Origin of the sequence: Pseudomonas sp. ICMP 561 (genome assembly GCF_002699985.1) — a bacterium.
In the GTDB taxonomy this organism is placed as follows: domain Bacteria; phylum Pseudomonadota; class Gammaproteobacteria; order Pseudomonadales; family Pseudomonadaceae; genus Aquipseudomonas; species Aquipseudomonas quasicaspiana.
On sequence record NZ_LKBT01000070.1, the window covers coordinates 95864 to 112407 of the forward strand.

The window sequence follows — 16544 nt, forward strand, 5'->3', positions numbered from 1 at the left end:
TAACGTCGCAACCTGAACAACCTATTTATCTTGAGAGCAGCTCTGCATGACCACTCTGAAAATCACTGCCGGCGGATACGAGTTTCTCGCTGAAACTCATCCTGATGCGCCGCACACCGTTGCTGCGTTTCTGAAGTTGCTGCCTTACCGGCAGAAGCTGATCCATGTGCGCTGGAGCGGCGAGGGCTGCTGGGTTCCACTGGGTGAGTATCAGTTGCTGCTGAACGATCAGCCGATTGGTTTCGAAAATCACACCAGCCACCCTTCAGTGGGCGACATTCTTTTTTATCCGGGCCCTTACAGTGAGACTGAAATCCTCATCGCCTACGGCTCGTGCTGCTTTGCCAGCAAAATGGGCCAGTTGGCCGGTAACCATTTCCTGACCATCGTGCAAGGCAAGGAAAACCTGCGTGCCCTGGGCGTGAAAACCCTGTGGGAAGGCGCGCAGGACGTGCTCTTTGAGCAGGTCTGAGTCGCCCGGCATGATGACTCAACTCGCTGAATCAATACCCAACGCACAGGACAGCCGCGCCTGTGCGCGCGCCACCTTTCTCGCTAATGCCGGATTTGCCGATGCCGTTCTGGAGGCATTGCCCGCAGATGCGTCGGCGCGACGTTATTTCCGCCTGCAAGGTGCCGGGCTGTTGCTGATGGATTCGCCGCCACGCAGCGAACCTATCGCGCCCTTTGTGCAGGTGGCCGGTTATCTGCACAGCATCGGGCTGTCAGCCCCGGGCTTGCGTCAGGTAGATGAACAGACCGGGCTCGCGTTGATCGAGGATTTTGGCAACGCCACGTACACTCGGCTGCTGGCTTCAGGGCATGCGGAAGAAGCCTTGTACGGTCTGGCCGTCGATGCGCTGGTGGCTTTGCATCGGGCGCCCGCCAGCACCGGGTTGCCAGTCTACGATGCGCAGAAATTGAGCGCTGAATGTGCACTGTTCATCGATTGGTATGCACCGTTGTTGATCGGCAAAGAGGCCGCTCTGGCGCTGCGTGGACGCTATCTCGAACTGTTTGCCGAAGCCTGCCGTGACGTGGCCGAACGTCGTGAAACTCTGGTGCTGCGTGACTTTCACGTGGACAACCTGATGCTGCTCGACAGTCGCCAGGGCGTGGCGGCTTGCGGCCTTCTGGATTTTCAGGACGCGTTGGTGGGTTCAGCAACTTATGACCTGATGTCGTTGCTGGAGGATGCGCGTCGCGACATGTCCGAGCCGCTGCGCGCAGCATTGTTCAGCCATTACCTGATGCAGCGCCCGGAACTCAATGTGCCGCTGTTCGTTGATGATTACCGGCGGCTCGCTGCGCAACGGCATGCCAAAGTACTGGGAATTTTCGTGCGTCTGGCGGGGCGCGACGGCAAGCATGGCTACCTGGCGCACCTGCCGCGAACCCTGCGCCTGTTTGTGCAAGCGCTGAGGGCGCCCGCGTTCAATGAACTGCGGGAGTGGCTGGACCTGAACGTGCCAGGCTGGCGCGATGACTTGTCTGCCCAGACTCTGGATGAGTTGCGAACCACGCCTTATCGTCAGTGACAGGCTTTCGATTGTCCGGGTCCTAGCCTGCAAAGGCACGCCACAGGGCCCAGGCAATCAGCAGCCATATCAGCACAATGCAGGTGATGGTCAGCCATTGGCCTTTGAGCTGGATTCGCTTACCGGCCATGGCTTCAGCTTCAGGTCGGCAGCGCTGTTGCAGATCATCCGGAATGAGCCGCAGGGCGAGGGCGATGCCCAGCGGTAAAAGAATCACATCATCCAGAAAGCCCAGTACCGGGATGAAATCCGGAATCAGGTCGATAGGGCTCACAGCGTAGGCCACCGTCACCAATGCGACGATTTTTGGTAGCCAAGGCATGTCGGGTTGACGGCAGCAGAGCCAGAGCAGAATCAGATTGGCTTTGAGGCGGCGGGCCCATAGTTTCAGGTGTTTGACGGTGTTGCTGATCATCAAGGGGGCTCTTCGTGCGGGATGTTATGACCTTCTGAATTGATCCAGATCCTGTAGGCGCTCACGAGCACCTACAGACGGTATTCTTCAATTCAGATTCAAAGGCTACCGAAACAAACCTGCTCATGAAACACAAAGGGCAGGTCCGGTAGCGACGTGAATTCGCGGATCAATGTTCGATATTCTGCATCAGGGTCCAGATCAGCGAACTGTTCTGGCCAGAAGATTTTCGCCAGCCATTGTGCCCCGACGATGTTGAAAACGCTGTTGTAAAACTGGTGATTGAGGCCCTGTACGCATGATTTTGGCGACTTCGTAGTGGCGGCAAAGCCGGGGCGGGACATCAAACGCTGCATTTCACTGTTGATGCGTTCGGTATTGGCACCGTAGCCAAAAGGTATCGCGGTGACGCCGTTGCGCAAACGCTGTGTGCCCGTCATCAAGTAAACGTCGGGTTTGCTCAGGATCAGGGTTTCCAGTGCCACATCGGCTGATTCGCTGCGCAGGTAGCGGGAGCCAAGGTTTATTGCACCGATGTCCTCGATCAGCAATCCCCAACCGGCACGGGCCTGAGTGTGGCAACAGCCGCCAGATCCGGCTTGCCCGGCTCGGGCTTCGACGAACACTTTAGGCGCCGGCAGACCAGCGGTTTTCTCGCGCAGCTCTGCCAGTTGGCGACGATAAACCTGCAAATACGCTTCGGCGTTGTCTTCTTTACCCAATACACGCCCCAGCAATTCCAGACTAAGGGGCACGTTCACTAATGGGTCCAGCTCGTTGTCGACGTAGATCAGCGGAATGTCCAATCGCTCAAGTACGCTGTTGAGTACCGTGTTTTCGATGGCTGCCCGACCACTGAGCCGGGCAATGATCAGGTCCGGGTGGGTGCGCAACAGGCTTTCAATGTCCAGCTGGCCAGTGTCAGGGAAATCCAGATCCTTGATCCGTGCAGCGTGAGGCCAGCGTTGACTGACCACATTCCACAGCCCCGGGTCGGAACTGGCGAGATTGTTATCCCAGGCAATCACCCGGGCCAGCGGGTTGTCTCGTTCCAGCAGGGCCAGCGACAAAAGGGTATTGCTGTCCTGCAACACGATACGTTGCGGAGCGTGGGCCAAAGTGACGCTGCGCCCGGCAAGATCGATGACGGTGAGAGGGTAGTTGGCGGCTTGAGCTGGGGAGCAAAGTAAAAACAGCAGGCCCAGGGTCCCCAATGCCACGTCCTTCAAAAAACCGCACGAAGTCACTGACACCCCCCAATACCCCTGTGGGAGCTGGTCTTGCCCGCGATAAGGCTGGACACGATATACCTGATATCTGCGGTGCACTTATCGCGGGCAAGCCCAGCTCCCACAGATTTCGCGTCATCCGGCTTAAGGGCCTTGAGAAATAGAAGCAGTTGTTGGAGCGAGGCTTGCCCGCGAAGAACGATAACGCGGTATGCCCGTTTAACCGCGCCGCCTGATTCGCGGGCAAGCCTCGCTCCAACGGCCTGCAATGGAACCTCTGAAAAGTTCATGCCACAGACCCATCCACATGAATCTGCACCCGGCCCTGGCTGCAGCGCTCGACCCGTGCCTGGACCCGATAGACCTGCTCCAGCATGGTCGGCGTCAGGGTATGTTCGGGTGTGCCCGCTACATTCAGGCGGCCACGCTCAAGCACCATGATCTGATCGGCCCAGCGCGCTGCCAGGCCCAGGTCATGGAGGACAACCACCACGATCCGGCCTTGATCGGCCAGTTGGCGGACCATGCTCATCACGTCGTTTTGATAGCGCAAATCCAGCGCACTGGTGGGTTCGTCGAGCAGCAACAAACGTGGCTGGCGAATCACCGCTTGAGCGAGGCTGACCATTTGCCGTTGTCCACCGGACAGACTGTCCAGGGGTTGCAGGGCCAGATGCAGGATGCCCAATTGTTCAAGAACGGCGCAGGCCTTGTTTTGTTGTTCCCGGGCGCTGCCGACTGTGGCCAGTGAGTCGCCCCCGCGCAAGGCGCCGAGCAGGGTTTCCAATACGCTCAAGGCAATGCCATCGGGCAAGGTCTGGGGCATGAAACCCAGAACAGCAGCGCGTTCGCGACGCTTGCAGCGCAGCAGATCGAGATCACCCAGACGAATCTCGCCCGTCGCCGACAACAGTCCTGCAAGGCTGCGCAGCAGGGTCGACTTGCCTGCACCGTTAGGGCCCACCAGCGCTACGACTTGCCCCGGCGCAATATGCGGCAGGTCAATGCCATGTAGCACCGTGCTGCGTTTGTAACCAACAGTCAGATTACGTACCGTCAACTGGCTCATGTCCGGCCTCGCTTGAGAATCAGGCTCATGAACAACGGTACGCCGACCACCGCGGTCACAATGCCGATGGGCAGCACCACGCCCGGGATCAGCTGTTTGCTGACGATGGCCGACAGCGACATGATCAACGCGCCCATCAAGGCGCTGACTGGCAGAAAGAAACGATGATCTTCGCCAATCAGCATGCGGGCAATGTGCGGCCCCACCAGCCCGATAAAGCCGATGGTCCCTACGAATGCCACCGCGGTTGCGGCCAGCAGACTGATACGCAGCAACGCCCCTAACCGCAAGCGGGCAACATCAATACCCAGCGTCTCGGCACGCTCGTCGCCCAGTCGCAGCGTAGTCATCTGCCACGACGCGCGCAGGCTGAATGGCAACACCAGAAAAAACACCACGGCCAGGGTCTGCACTGCAGGCCAATTGGCGCGGCTCAGGCTGCCCATGCTCCAGAACACCAGTTGTTGCAAAGCATCTGCCGAGGCCAGGTATTGCAGCAGCGCAACCATGGCGTTGAAGCTGAACACCAGCGCAATGCCAAACAGCACCAGAGACTGCACGCCGCCAGTGAGGCTGGCGACGGCCTGCAACAACAGCACCGACGCAAACGCGAAGATGAACGCATTGGCGGTAATCAGCCAACTGCCGGGCACACCGGGAATTCCCAGATCCAGCACAATGGCCAGCGCCGCGCCAAAGGATGCTGCCGATGACACGCCCAGGGTAAACGGACTGGCCAGCGGGTTATTGAGGATGGTCTGCATCTCGGCCCCGGCCAACGAAAGCGCCGCGCCCACCAGCACGGCCATCAGCGCGAACGGCAGGCGCAATTCGCGGACGATCACCTGAGTATCCGGATCAACGCTGACCGGATCGAATATTGCCAGCAAGACTTCACTGGCAGCGAACCGGGTAGTGCCCAGCGTGATGTCCGCCACCAGACACGCCAGTAACGTGAAAACAAGAGCGCCACAGATCCACAGGCGTTTACGCAGGATTTTGTTGTAGGCGACCTGCAGTGTTTCGGCGTTCAGGGCAGGTTGGGAACGACTCAAAACTTCGCACTCACGCTGGCGATGAACGAGGCGGGCGCGCCCGCGTAGTTACCGTCGGTATTGGCTGCGGTTTCGATATATTTGCGATCCGTCAGGTTGCGGCCTTTGAGTGAAACCCGGATGTTTTCGTCGATGTCGTAGAACACGCTGGCGTCGATCCTGGCGTAGCCGCTCACGTCGTAGCTGTTGTCGATATCGCCCTGCCGTTCGCCCACTGCAATGACGCCCGCGCCGAAGCCGAGACCTTTCATGGGGCCGTCTTGCAGTTGGTAGCTGGACCAGATCGAACCGCTGAGGATCGGTACGCCGTCCAGGCGGTTGCCGGTTTCGATTGTCGTGTCCTTGGTGACTTTGGCGTCCAGTGCGCTGACGTTACCGATGATTTCCCAGCCATCCAGTGGAGTGCCGCTGACATCGAGTTCAGCCCCGCGCACGCGCTGTTCGCCAGTCTGTACCGAGTAGTTGTCGTCTGTGGGGTCGGTTGCCGCTACGTTCTGCCGGGTGATCTCGAATACCGACAAGGTGGCGCTCAGGCGGTCAGGGATCAGGTCGAACTTGGCGCCGACCTCATATTGCTCACCTTCCTCAGGATCCAGAGGGCTGCCGTTGCGCTGGGTGTCACTCTGCGGAGTGAATGAAGTGCTGTAGCTGGCGTAGAGTGCCAGCCAGTCAGTGGGCTGATACACCAGGCCCAGTCGGGGTGAAACTTTCGACGGGTTCAGATTGGTTGGGGTCGACACACGACTCAGGCCCGTGATGGGATTGACGACGATCGTCGTATTACGCTGCCGCGTATCGTCATATCGTGCACCCACGATCAGCTTCCACTGTTCGCTCAGGTCGATCTGATCCTGCAGGTAAAAGCTGTAGGCTTCCAGTTGATAATCGGTTTCTTCGTTGAATGAGAACGCGCCGGGCCGGGCGCCATAAACCGGATTGAAAATACCGATCGAACCCAATGTTGCTCGATCCGTAGCCACGTTGCGCTTGCCGTCGATGTACTCGAAACCTGCCAAGGCTGTGTGTTTCAGGCCACCGGTGGCGAAGCGGGCAATGGCTTCGAACTGCATGTCCAGCGTCTTTATGCGCTCGTCGCCATCGGTTGCACGACGAGCAAGGGTGCGGTTGTCGTCCTCCAGTCCGCGCAAATCCACCACATAACGATTCTTGTGGGACTGATCCCAGCGGGTCATCTGGCGAAGGGTCAGCCAGTCATTTACATCGTGCTCGGCGCGATACCAGACCGACACCTTGTCCGCCTTGTCCCGCGACCAGGGTTCATGCAGATAGCGATCGGCATTCATGTTGATCTTGCCGTTGACCGGGATTAGCCCTCGATCAAAAGGACTGGTCTGGTTGATGTATTCCAGGCCCGCATCCACACGCGTGACATCGCTGGGTTCCCAGCGCAGGGTCGGGGCAACGTAGATGCGTTTGCTGTCGCGGAAGGTGTCGCGAAAACCGCGTTCGGTCTGGGTGGCGACTGTCATGCGCCCAGCCAGGGTTTTGGCTTCGTCCAGAGGGCCGCTGGCGTTGGCTTCAAGCCGATAGAAGTCATAAGAACCTGCCTGCGCCTTGACCTCGGCTTCCGGGGTGAAGCTCGGCTGGCGGGTCACCAGGTTGATCAGCCCACCCGGATTGCCACGGCCATAGAGCACCGACGCGGGCCCCTTGAGGACTTCGACCCGCTCGACGTTGGCCAGATCGCGCAACGCTTCCGGGCGCGACACCAAGGGGTTGATCAACATGCCATCCACCGCATAAGTGGTGGCTTTGAACCCGCGGATGATGAAGTTTTCGGAAGAACCGCCATGGCTGTTGCCACGTTGCACGCTGCTGACGTTGGTCAGGGCATCGCCGAGGTTATTGACCTGCTGGTCTTCAAGCACCTGGCGGGAGACCACCTGAATGGATTGCGGAACGTCGCGCAGGGCGGTGTCCGTCTTGGTCCCGGTGGCGCTGCGGGTTGCGCGATAGCCCTGCACCGGGCCGTTCGCATGTTCGATAAAACGGTTGGAGGTAATGGTCGACGGCGCAAGGTTGATTGAGCCGCTGGCAGGCTGCGCAAACAGCAGAAGAGTGCGGTCTTCAGTCAGCGACCAGCCCAAACCTGAATCCCTGAGCAACCGGGTCAACGCTTCTCGCTCACTAAGCTCGCCGTTGACTGCTGGTGCGGTTTTGCCGGTCGCCAGTGCGGCGTCAAAACTCAGCTGTAACCGGTTCTGTCTGGCGAATTGCGCCAGCGCCGAAGCCAGCGGTTGTGCGCTCATGCTGTAACGGGCAGTACCCGGACGCTCAGAAGCTTCGGCAGCCCAACCGTTGCCCATCGGCAGCATGATGAGCAGGGCAAGAGACGGCAATGCAGGTAGGCGTGGCATCAATACGATCCTTCATACGTCTTGATTACGTTTGCGAAAAATTCTCAAACAGATGATCAAAGACGTAGCCCTTCGGGATTTTTTTCAAGGACGGGCGAAAAAAACAAAAAAACCTGATGGTGCACGTTTATTGAGGGATATTTGACCTGTAGGAGCGCACGAGCACCGCGAGGCCGCGATGGCGGTCTGTCTGATACACCGCTATCGCGGGCTCGCGGTGCTCGTGCGCTCCTACAGGATAGGGAAAACACCATAGTCACTTGCATCTGCACGATTAACGCGCAACCTTAGCCGCTACTGTTTGTGATCTCCAAACAATCCTTCTGATAGCGGGGCAGGAATGGACCGTTTTGATGCAATGCTGGCATTCGCCCGGGTCGTTGAAGCGGGGAGCTTTACCAGGGCGGCTGACACGCTGCACATGAGCAAGACCACGGTGACCCAACTGGTTCAACAACTGGAAGCCAGGCTGCGGGTCAAACTGCTTAACCGCACTACGCGCAAGGTCAATGTCACTGCTGACGGCGCGGTTTACTACGAACGCGTGGTACGGCTGCTGGCGGATCTGGATGACGCAGAGACCAGTCTCTCCAGCGCAGCGTCATTGCCCCGAGGTCGGTTGCGAGTGGATGTACCCAGCCCGCTGGCCAGAATGATCCTGATGCCGGCACTGCCCGGTTTCCATGCCAGATACCCGGATATCCAGATCGATATGGGCGTCAGCGATCGCAAGGTCGATCTGATTGGCGAAAATGTCGATTGCGTGGTCCGCGGCGGTGAACTCAGCGACCTGTCACTCATGGCTCGCCGGGTGGGTGATTTGCAGCTTGGGGTGTACGCCGCGCCAGCTTATCTGCAGCGTCTCGGCATTCCAGTTCACCCTCGCGAGCTTGAAGAGTCTGAGCACCGGATCATCGGTTTCCTGTGGGCGCGCACAGGTAAAGCCTTACCCTATGCCATGCACAACGGCACCGAACGTCTGACGATTAATGGCCGTTACGTGTTGGCGGTGGACGACGGCAATGCGTATCTTGCGGCAGGGCTGGCAGGCATGGGCGTGCTCTGGCTACCGGACTATATGGCAAAACAACACCTGGCAAGCGGTGAATTGGTCCCGTTGTTCGAACGCTGGCGAATGGAACCCATGCCGCTGTATGTAGCGTTTCCACCAAACCGGCATATCAGTATTAAAGTCCGGGTATTCATCGACTGGGTTGCAGAGCTGATGGCGCAACACGGCCCGGTCGCCGATCGATACGCGATTGATGACGCGGAGAACCGCACGACATGACTGAGCGACGTCAATTCAGCGGTGGCATGAAGGGCAAGAATCTTCGCTATCTTGGAGATGAGTCAACAGCTTCCCGTCAGGCAAAAGCCGGATTTTTGCTGCTCGAACATTTCTCGCTTCCTGCATTCACCCAGGCGCTGGACACCATCATTACCGCAAATCTGCTGCGTCCCGGCTTGTTCGCGACCTGTACCTTTGCCTTGCAGGAGGGCGAAGTGGTCAGTGATCTGGGGCTGGTCATTCGACCTGATCTGCAGCTGACAGCTGCCGGGATAAACGGTCTGGACTTGCTGGTTGTCTGCGGTGGCTACCGGACCGAACTCAAGCATTATCCCGAGCTGACAGCATTACTGAATACGGCGGCAGAGCAGGGTACGGCGCTGGCGGGGTTGTGGAATGGTGCGTGGTTTCTGGGTGTTGCGGGTTTACTCGACAGCTACCGTTGCGCGATCCACCCGGAACACCGTCCCGCGCTGGCTGAAATCTGCAAGATTACCCATGTCACCAGCGAGCCGTTCGTGGTGGACCGGGATCGTCTGACCGCCGCAAGCCCGTCGGGGGCTTTCCACATGGCGTTGGAGTGGATCAAGACCCTGCATGACAAAGCGCTGGTCGAAGGCATCGAGGACATTCTGTCTTTTGAAGAGTCACGTTATCGGCGTATCAAGAACTCTGCGCATCTATCGGTCAGCGCGCCATTGCGTGAGGTGGTGAAGCTGATGGACGCCAACCTCGAAGAACCACTGGAAATGGAGCAACTGGTGAAGTACTCCGGTCGCTCCCGTCGTCAGGTCGAACGCTTGTTCCGGGAACAGCTGGGCACCACGCCGCAGCGCTATTACCTGGAATTGCGCATCACCGAAGCCCGGCGTTTGTTGCAGCACACTGAGATGTCCCAGGTTGAGGTGCTGGTCGCCTGCGGATTCGTCTCGCCCAGTCATTTCAGCAAGTGCTACAGCGCGTTCTTCGGTTACCGGCCATCGAAAGAGAAGCGGCTGGTTCGTTAGTGTCTTTTCATGAGCGCAGTTTTGGTAGACGGTGCCTCAGTGTCCAGGGCACCGCGCTGTCTCGCGGCAAGCATAAGGCCTGTAGGAGCTGCCGAAGGCTGCGATCGCGGTGTGTCAGGATAAATGTTTCGCAGCCTTCGGCAGCTCCTACAGAAAATGCACTTCAATCCAGCGTTTGCATGTTGTTTGATGAGATTGAACTTGTTCACGAAAGAGCAGGTACATCCACAGCACATGTATGGCCTGAAATACCGCCTTCCCGAATGAACTCGCTCCCACCGCTCCAACAGGTGCTACGGGCGGCTGAAGGCTCAGGAGCTAACGCTGAATCCGCTCAACGATGGCATTCAGCAGCACATCGCAGCCCATGCGGGCATCTTCAGGGAAAACGTCCTCGGCTTCGTTGTGGCTCAGCCCGTCAACACAGGGGATGAACACCATCGTGGTTGGGCAATGTCGGGCTAGCAGGATGGCGTCGTGACCTGCGCCGCTGACGATGTCCTGATGCGGATAACCTAGCGCTTCGACGGCACGGCGTACCGCCGCGACGCAATCCTTGTCGAACGGGGTGGCCGGGCTTAGCCAGTGGCGCTGTATGTCCAGGGTCAATCCGCGGACGTCCGCTACCTGCTGAAAACGCTGTCGGACCAGCTCCTCCATCAGCGCAATCTGCCCGTCTTCGTGGTGACGCAAATCCACCGTGAAGTTCACGCTGCCGGCAATGGTGTTGCGCGATGATTTGGCGATGCTCAACTGGCCAATCGTGACCAGTCCCTTGGGCGCGAACTCTTCAGCCAGGGCTTCAAGTTTCGCAGCCATTTGCGCCACGCCAAACAAAGCGTCCTTGCGCAGTTTCATCGGTGTGGTCCCGGCGTGGGCGCTCTGGCCTTTGACCTGCACGTCGAGCCAGCAAATGGCCTGACCGCCCGTCACCACGCCCACCGGGATGCCGTTGTCTTCAAGGATCGGCCCCTGCTCGATGTGCGCTTCGAAATACGAATCGAAAGGACGCTTGAAGGGTTGCTCACCCACGTGCCCGGTGGCGTCCAGCGCCTGAGCGACGCTGATACCGTCGGCATCGCGTGCATCCAGCGCAGTCTGGAGTTCCAGAGTGCCGGTGAAAACTGCAGAGCCAAACATGGCTGGCGTGAAGCGCGCGCCTTCTTCGTTGGTCCACACCGCGATTTCAATAGGCCGTTGGCTCTGGATGCCTTGTTCGTTCAGACAGCGAACCACTTCCAGGCCGCTCAGGACTCCGTAGATGCCATCGAAACGACCGCCTTTGGGCTGAGTGTCGAGATGACTGCCCATCACGATCGGCTCAAGCTTTTCGTTCAGCCCGGCACGGCGGGCGAACAGGTTGCCGATGGCATCGAAGCTGAGGGTCATGCCTGCTTCCCGACACCAGCTCATGAACAGCTCACGGCCTGCTTTGTCTTCCGCAGACAGGGCCAGACGGCAGTTGCCGCCCTTGGCGGTGGCACCGATTTGGGCCATGTCCATCAGGCTGGCCCAGAGGCGATCGCCGTTGGATTCAAGTACATTCATCGCTCAACCTCTTGCGTGTCGCTTCAGTAGCCCAGCGTTGGGTCCACCAGATTATTCAGGGGTTCGCCATTGAGCAGTCGGCGGGCGTTTTCCGCGACCTGCAGTGCAATGCAATCGTCGGAGGCGGCGGAGGCTATGTGCGGAGTGATGATCACCCCCGGCATCTGCCACAAACGATCGTCCACCGGCAGCGGTTCCTGATCGAATACATCCAGCACCGCGCCGCGCAAATGCCCGCTGGCCAGGCCCTGTTGCAGGTCATCGACGATCAGGTGTTGCCCGCGTCCGGCATTCACCACTACCGCGCCGGGAGCCAGGGCGGCAAAGGTCTTGCTGCACAGAATGCCTCGGGTGGCGTCGGTCAGGGGCAGCAGGTTGACCAGCATGTCCAGGCCGTCGAGGAACCCATCGAACTGCTCGTCACCGTGATGACAGATCACTCCGGGAATTTCTCGCGGGCTACGTGCCCAGCCACTCACCGCATAGCCAGCACCGGCCAGATCACTGGCGATTGCCGCACCCAGCGAACCCAGGCCCATGACACCCACTCTGAACTGCCCGGCAGGACGTTGTGGGTGACGCTGCCACGCGCTTTGACGCTGCTGTGCGGCCACGCGATCAAAATCACGGTGAAAATGCAGCACCGCCCAGCGCACGTATTCGGTCATCCCACGTCGATGATCAGGGTCCACCACGCGGCAGGCGGGAAGGTCCGCCCGACTCGGGTCCGTGCGCAAATGATCGACCCCGGCAGCCACCGAGTGCACCAGTTGCAGGTTGGGCAGGCTTGCCATGCTGCCCGCCGGTGGATACCAGCAGGCCGCGATTTGCGCCTCGGCGGCGGCCGGGTCATCAGGCAATACCACCTTGAGTTCAGGCGCGTTACGGGCGAAAGCGATTTGCAGTTCGCTGTTCAGAACGGTGTCATTGGTCAACAGGACGACGGTGGTCATGAGCAGTAGGACTCGCGTTGGTCTTCGATCAGGGTAAGCGCGGCGTTCCAGCTCAACTGAATGATCTCTGCGGCTTCATCGCGATCAAACTGTTGGGCGGTCAAACGGCATACTTCCTCGCTGGGTTGCACGAGTTTACTGTTCCCGGACAGTGCTTGAACCTGTGCCTGACACGCCCGCTCCAGAAAATGGATTTCATGGAACGCCTGGGCCACGCTGCCACCGCCCGCCAACAAGCCGTGATTGCGCAGGATCATCGCCTTATGGGGGCCAAGATCCGCCACCAGGCGTTCACGTTCTTCCAGCGAAAGGGCGATGCCCTCATAGGTGTGATAACCCAGCTTGCCGTAGAACTTGAGCGCATGTTGAGTGATCGGCAACAGGCCATGCTCTTGCGCGGCGACTGCCATACCGGCTGCGGTATGGGTATGGATTACGCAGTTCAGGTCTTCCCGAGCCATGTGGATCGCGGAGTGGACAACGAAACCTGCGGCGTTTACCCGGCTGTTTTCCACGTCGCCATTGACCACCTGGCCATGCCGATCGATCCGCACCAGATCACTGGCTTTCATCCGGTCGAAGATCACCCCGTAACGGTTGATCAGGAAGTGATGTTCGGGACCAGGGATGCGCAGGCTGATGTGCGTGTCGATCAAATCAGTCATGCGAAAGTGCGCCACCAGTCGATACAGCGCGGCCAGTTCACAGCGGGCCTGCCATTCCACAGCATCGATAGAATCCGGGGTGTTCATGAAAGCTCCTTGTTGAACGCTGACTGTTGTGTGGTGCTGCCGTCACCGCGCAGACGCGCCAGACCACAGACGCCAAACAGCGAAATGCCTGCCAGCACGCTGAAGAAAATAGCCAGAGGCAGCCATTGCCCGGCGTAGTGAGTGGCCAGCAACGTGCCGATGATGGGCGTGCTGCCACCGGCAATTGCACAGATCAGTTGGTAAGCGATAGAAATCCCGCTGTAACGCAGATGCGCCGGGAATGCCTGAGCCATGTAACCGGCAATCACTGCGTAAAGCGCTGACAAGGTGATCACAGCCATGGCGATGCCCAAGGTCATCAACGCGAGGTTCTGGGTGCCGACCAGCAGAAACATCGGGTAAGGCATGAACATCGAGAGCAGGGCGGTCAGCATCAGGAACCGGCCTTCGCCGATACGCTCGGCCAGCAATGCGCTAATGGGTTGGGAAATGAATTGCAGGACGGTCACGATAAACAGGCAATCCAGAATGGTCGCCCGGGAGATGCCCTGATACTGGGTCACGTAAGTGATCATGAAGGTGTTAGTGAAGAAGAAGCCCGCCGAACCGATGGTCACCGCACAGGCGGCGAAGAAAATCTGCCGCCAGCAGGTGCGCAGCACGTCCAGCACCGGGTACTTGGCGGTTTCGCCTTTCTCCGCGACTTCTTTGAATTCCGGTGACTCCTCAACGCCAAAGCGGATCGCCAGGCCAATCAGCATCAGTACGCCACTGGCGAGGAACGGCAAACGCCAGCCCCAGTCGGCAAATTCAGCGGGCTCCAGAGACGTCACCAGTCGAAAGGCAATCAACGCCAGCAGCAAGCCTGCGGGGCTGCCCAGTTGCGCGAAGGAGGCGTAGAACGTCTTGCGGCCCTTGGGCGCATGTTCGCTGGCCATCAGTACCGCGCCGCCCCATTCGCCACCGACCGAGATGCCTTGCACGATGCGCAGCGCCACCAGACCAATGGGTGCCCAGATACCGGCGCTGGCGTAGCTCGGCAACAAGCCTATTCCGGTGGTTGCCAACCCCATCAGCAGCATGGTGAACAGCAACATCTTTTTACGCCCAAGCCGATCTCCCAAGTGACCGAACACCATCCCGGCCATGGGCCGTGCGATGAAGCCGACCGCGAAGGTGCCAAAGGCGGCGAGGGTGCTCAGGCCTGGCGTATCGCTGGGGAAGAACACCTGGCCGAGGATCAGCGCGGCGGCTGTGGCGTAGATGTAGAAGTCGTAAAACTCGATGGTGGTGCCGATGAATGCCGCGGCAGCCGCGCGACGAGGCTGGTTGGACGAGGTTCGCATGCAAGGCCCTTTTAGTTTTGGCGTTATGGCAGGGATTGAGGCTGATCACGTAGCGCTCTGTGGCGCTTCCCTGCTTTATCGCTCGCTGCCTATAATTAATCAATTTGCTAATACTTATTTTATGTATTAGTCAGGCTACTAATGGTGCATTGATGAACGACGACGAATTAGTCGAAGCACAGGGCAAGTGGCAAGGTCGCCGTTTTCTCAATGATCGACTGGACTGGAACCTGCTGCGCACTTACCTGGCTATCGGTCAGGAACGCAGTATCAGCCGTGCGGCAGCCAGGCTCTTCGTCACGCAATCAGCGGTCAGTCAGTCGCTCAAACGGCTTGAGGAACAGCTCGATTGCGCGTTGATTGTGCGCAAGGGGCCGCGCTTCGACCTGACGCAGGCCGGGGAAGAGGTGTTTGGCATTGCCCAGGAAATGTATGGCAATGTGTCCCGCCTGGGCACGGCGGTTGAGGGCGCCGAGGAAGAAGTCGTTGGCAAAGTGCGTGTGCTGTCCATCAGTCATGTGCAGTCACCGCTCTATGACGACTTTCTTGCGGACTTCCATCTGCTGCATCCGCGGGTCGAGCTGGAACTTGAAGTCATGCGCAGTTCAGATATTCAGAGCTCGCTGAACCAGAAAACCGCCAGCCTCGGCATCGGCCTGTGCCGCTTTCCCCAGGCAAAACTGGAGCGAGTGCTGTTGATGCGCCAGCGCTATGCATTCTTCTGTGGCAAACGACACAGGCTGTTCGGCAAACGCGGACTGGCACTGGATGCGTTACAGGGCGAAAACTTTGTCAGTTTCACCAGCGACCAGTTGGGCGGCAATCTATCGCCGCTGACGGTGTTCCGCGATCAGCAGGGTTTCACCGGAAAAATCGTTGCATCATCGCCCAGCTTTGAAGAAATTCGCCGGTTGATCATCGCCGGATACGGCATCGGTTGTTTGCCTGAACACCTGGTGGATAACGATTTGCACAACGGGCTGATCTGGCGTTTACCACCGGCTGACGGCGTCGTGGATGTCGATATGTTTTTGATGTGGAACCGCGATCAGCGGATGAACCGCGCCGAAACGGTTTTTATCGAGTCGTTTCGGCAGGTCATCGAAGGGGCGCTTTGATCAGCAGGTTATTACGCGTGCCAGCCTAACTGGCGGGAAATACGCTGCGTAGCTTCCACCAGTTGCTTGACGTAATCCTGCTTGAGTTCTTCACGAAAGCGGAAGCAGGGAAAAGACACGCTCATGCCGCCGATCACATGCCCGAAACGGTCGCGTATCGGCGCCGCCAGGCAGCGCATGTTGTCTTCGAACTCTTCATGGTCTTCTGCATAACCCTGTTCGCGAACCACCTGAAGTTCCTGCAAATAAGCGTCGACTGTGGTCAGGGTGTTGACCGTGCGGCGCTCGAAGCTCTCTTCCTGCAGGTGTGCCAGCAGCTCCGGTTGCTCAAGCCACGCCATCAACACTTTGCCGATCCCGGTGCAATACAGCGGCGCTCGTCGACCGATGCGCGAGTACATGCGCAGGTTGTATTTGGAATCGATCTTGTGCACGTAGACGATGCTGCCTTCGTCGAGAATCCCCAGATGCACGGTCTCGCCGGTCAGCTCATTGATACGGCGCATGCCCGGTTCAGCCTCGCGGACGATGTCCAGATGAGGCAGGGCTTGCGCGCCCAGTTCAAACAGCCGAACGCTGAGCCGGTAGCGTTCTTCGGCATCCTGCACGACATAGCCACGAGCCTTGAGCGACTGCAAAAAGCGGTAAACCGTGCTTTTGGACATGTCCAGTTTCTGGGCGATTTCCGATACGCCGCTTTCCTCGGGATGTTCTGCCAATGCCTCTAGTACCGCCATGGTCCGGCCCACTGCGGAGACCAGTTCATTGTTCTGGAGAGTGCTGTTGTCCATGAAGGCTCCAACGGGAACGGAAAACCCAAGGATATACGCTGGCGAGTCAAAACGCTGTTTCATTTTGCTTGACGAGGTGAAAAATCTGATCGA

The 16544-nt window shown here is 58.7% G+C and carries 15 protein-coding genes; 5 read left to right on the forward strand and 10 right to left on the reverse strand.

All coding sequences use genetic code 11. The annotated features are described in order from the left end of the window. Positions 1 to 46: 46 nt before the first annotated feature. Together AO242_RS28520 and AO242_RS28525 are read left to right on the forward strand one after the other, a co-directional pair. Positions 47 to 472: a DUF3830 family protein gene (locus tag AO242_RS28520; RefSeq protein ID WP_027901218.1), complete on the forward strand. Its 426-nt coding sequence runs from the start codon at positions 47 to 49 to the stop codon at positions 470 to 472. Positions 473 to 482: 10 nt separating this feature from the next. Then, positions 483 to 1538 carry an aminoglycoside phosphotransferase family protein gene (locus AO242_RS28525; protein ID WP_257153534.1) on the forward strand — a complete coding sequence of 352 codons (1056 nt, stop codon included), beginning with the start codon at positions 483 to 485 and terminating at the stop codon, positions 1536 to 1538. Positions 1539 to 1560: 22 nt separating this feature from the next. Here AO242_RS28525 and AO242_RS28530 read toward each other — a convergent pair whose 3' ends face one another. The 5 genes from AO242_RS28530 to AO242_RS28555 form a co-directional block, all read right to left on the reverse strand. Further along, positions 1561 to 1953, reverse strand: coding sequence for a YkvA family protein (locus tag AO242_RS28530; RefSeq protein ID WP_099271313.1), 393 nt, complete (start codon positions 1951 to 1953; stop codon positions 1561 to 1563). A 98-nt stretch (positions 1954 to 2051) separates the two neighbouring features. Next, positions 2052 to 3206, reverse strand: coding sequence for an ABC transporter substrate-binding protein (locus tag AO242_RS28535; RefSeq protein WP_164706177.1), 1155 nt, complete (start codon positions 3204 to 3206; stop codon positions 2052 to 2054). Positions 3207 to 3468: 262 nt separating this feature from the next. Further along, on the reverse strand, positions 3469 to 4251 hold the full coding sequence (locus AO242_RS28545) for an ABC transporter ATP-binding protein (protein ID WP_099271315.1): 783 nt from the start codon (positions 4249 to 4251) through the stop codon (positions 3469 to 3471). Then, entirely contained in the window at positions 4248 to 5285 is a 1038-nt protein-coding gene (locus AO242_RS28550; RefSeq protein WP_176560719.1) for a FecCD family ABC transporter permease, read from the reverse strand. Before AO242_RS28550 ends, AO242_RS28545 begins: the two co-directional genes overlap by 4 nt. 17 nt (positions 5286 to 5302) lie before the next feature. Then, positions 5303 to 7684, reverse strand: coding sequence for a TonB-dependent siderophore receptor (locus AO242_RS28555; protein ID WP_099271317.1), 2382 nt, complete (start codon positions 7682 to 7684; stop codon positions 5303 to 5305). Between the two features lie 340 nt (positions 7685 to 8024). On the opposite strand from AO242_RS28555, the gene AO242_RS28560 reads away from it, so the two are divergent. Both AO242_RS28560 and AO242_RS28565 read left to right on the forward strand, forming a co-directional pair. Next, positions 8025 to 8975: a LysR family transcriptional regulator gene (locus tag AO242_RS28560; protein WP_099271318.1), complete on the forward strand. Its 951-nt coding sequence runs from the start codon at positions 8025 to 8027 to the stop codon at positions 8973 to 8975. Continuing rightward, positions 8972 to 9982: a GlxA family transcriptional regulator gene (locus tag AO242_RS28565; RefSeq protein ID WP_099271319.1), complete on the forward strand. Its 1011-nt coding sequence runs from the start codon at positions 8972 to 8974 to the stop codon at positions 9980 to 9982. Before AO242_RS28560 ends, AO242_RS28565 begins: the two co-directional genes overlap by 4 nt. Before the next feature lie 318 nt (positions 9983 to 10300). Here the strand turns inward: AO242_RS28565 and AO242_RS28570 are convergent, their stop codons facing one another. From AO242_RS28570 to AO242_RS28585, 4 genes are read right to left on the reverse strand one after another with little or no spacing between them, the layout of a single operon-like run. Further along, positions 10301 to 11530, reverse strand: coding sequence for a Zn-dependent hydrolase (locus tag AO242_RS28570; RefSeq protein ID WP_099271320.1), 1230 nt, complete (start codon positions 11528 to 11530; stop codon positions 10301 to 10303). 23 nt (positions 11531 to 11553) lie between these two features. Then, entirely contained in the window at positions 11554 to 12483 is a 930-nt protein-coding gene (locus AO242_RS28575; RefSeq protein WP_099271321.1) for a 2-hydroxyacid dehydrogenase, read from the reverse strand. Continuing rightward, a complete protein-coding gene (locus AO242_RS28580; protein ID WP_099271322.1) occupies positions 12480 to 13235 on the reverse strand; it encodes a class II aldolase/adducin family protein in 756 nt (251 codons plus the stop codon). The genes AO242_RS28575 and AO242_RS28580 overlap by 4 nt, the downstream gene beginning before the upstream one ends. Beyond that, positions 13232 to 14542, reverse strand: a complete 1311-nt coding sequence (locus AO242_RS28585) for an MFS transporter (RefSeq protein ID WP_099271323.1) — start codon at positions 14540 to 14542, stop codon at positions 13232 to 13234. The genes AO242_RS28580 and AO242_RS28585 overlap by 4 nt, the downstream gene beginning before the upstream one ends. Positions 14543 to 14694: 152 nt before the next feature. On the opposite strand from AO242_RS28585, the gene AO242_RS28590 reads away from it, so the two are divergent. Further along, on the forward strand, positions 14695 to 15660 hold the full coding sequence (locus tag AO242_RS28590; protein WP_099271324.1) for a LysR family transcriptional regulator: 966 nt from the start codon (positions 14695 to 14697) through the stop codon (positions 15658 to 15660). 11 nt (positions 15661 to 15671) lie between these two features. On the opposite strand, the gene kdgR is transcribed toward AO242_RS28590, so the two are convergent. Further along, a complete protein-coding gene (gene kdgR, locus AO242_RS28595; protein WP_099271325.1) occupies positions 15672 to 16451 on the reverse strand; it encodes a DNA-binding transcriptional regulator KdgR in 780 nt (259 codons plus the stop codon). Positions 16452 to 16544: the final 93 nt, after the last annotated feature.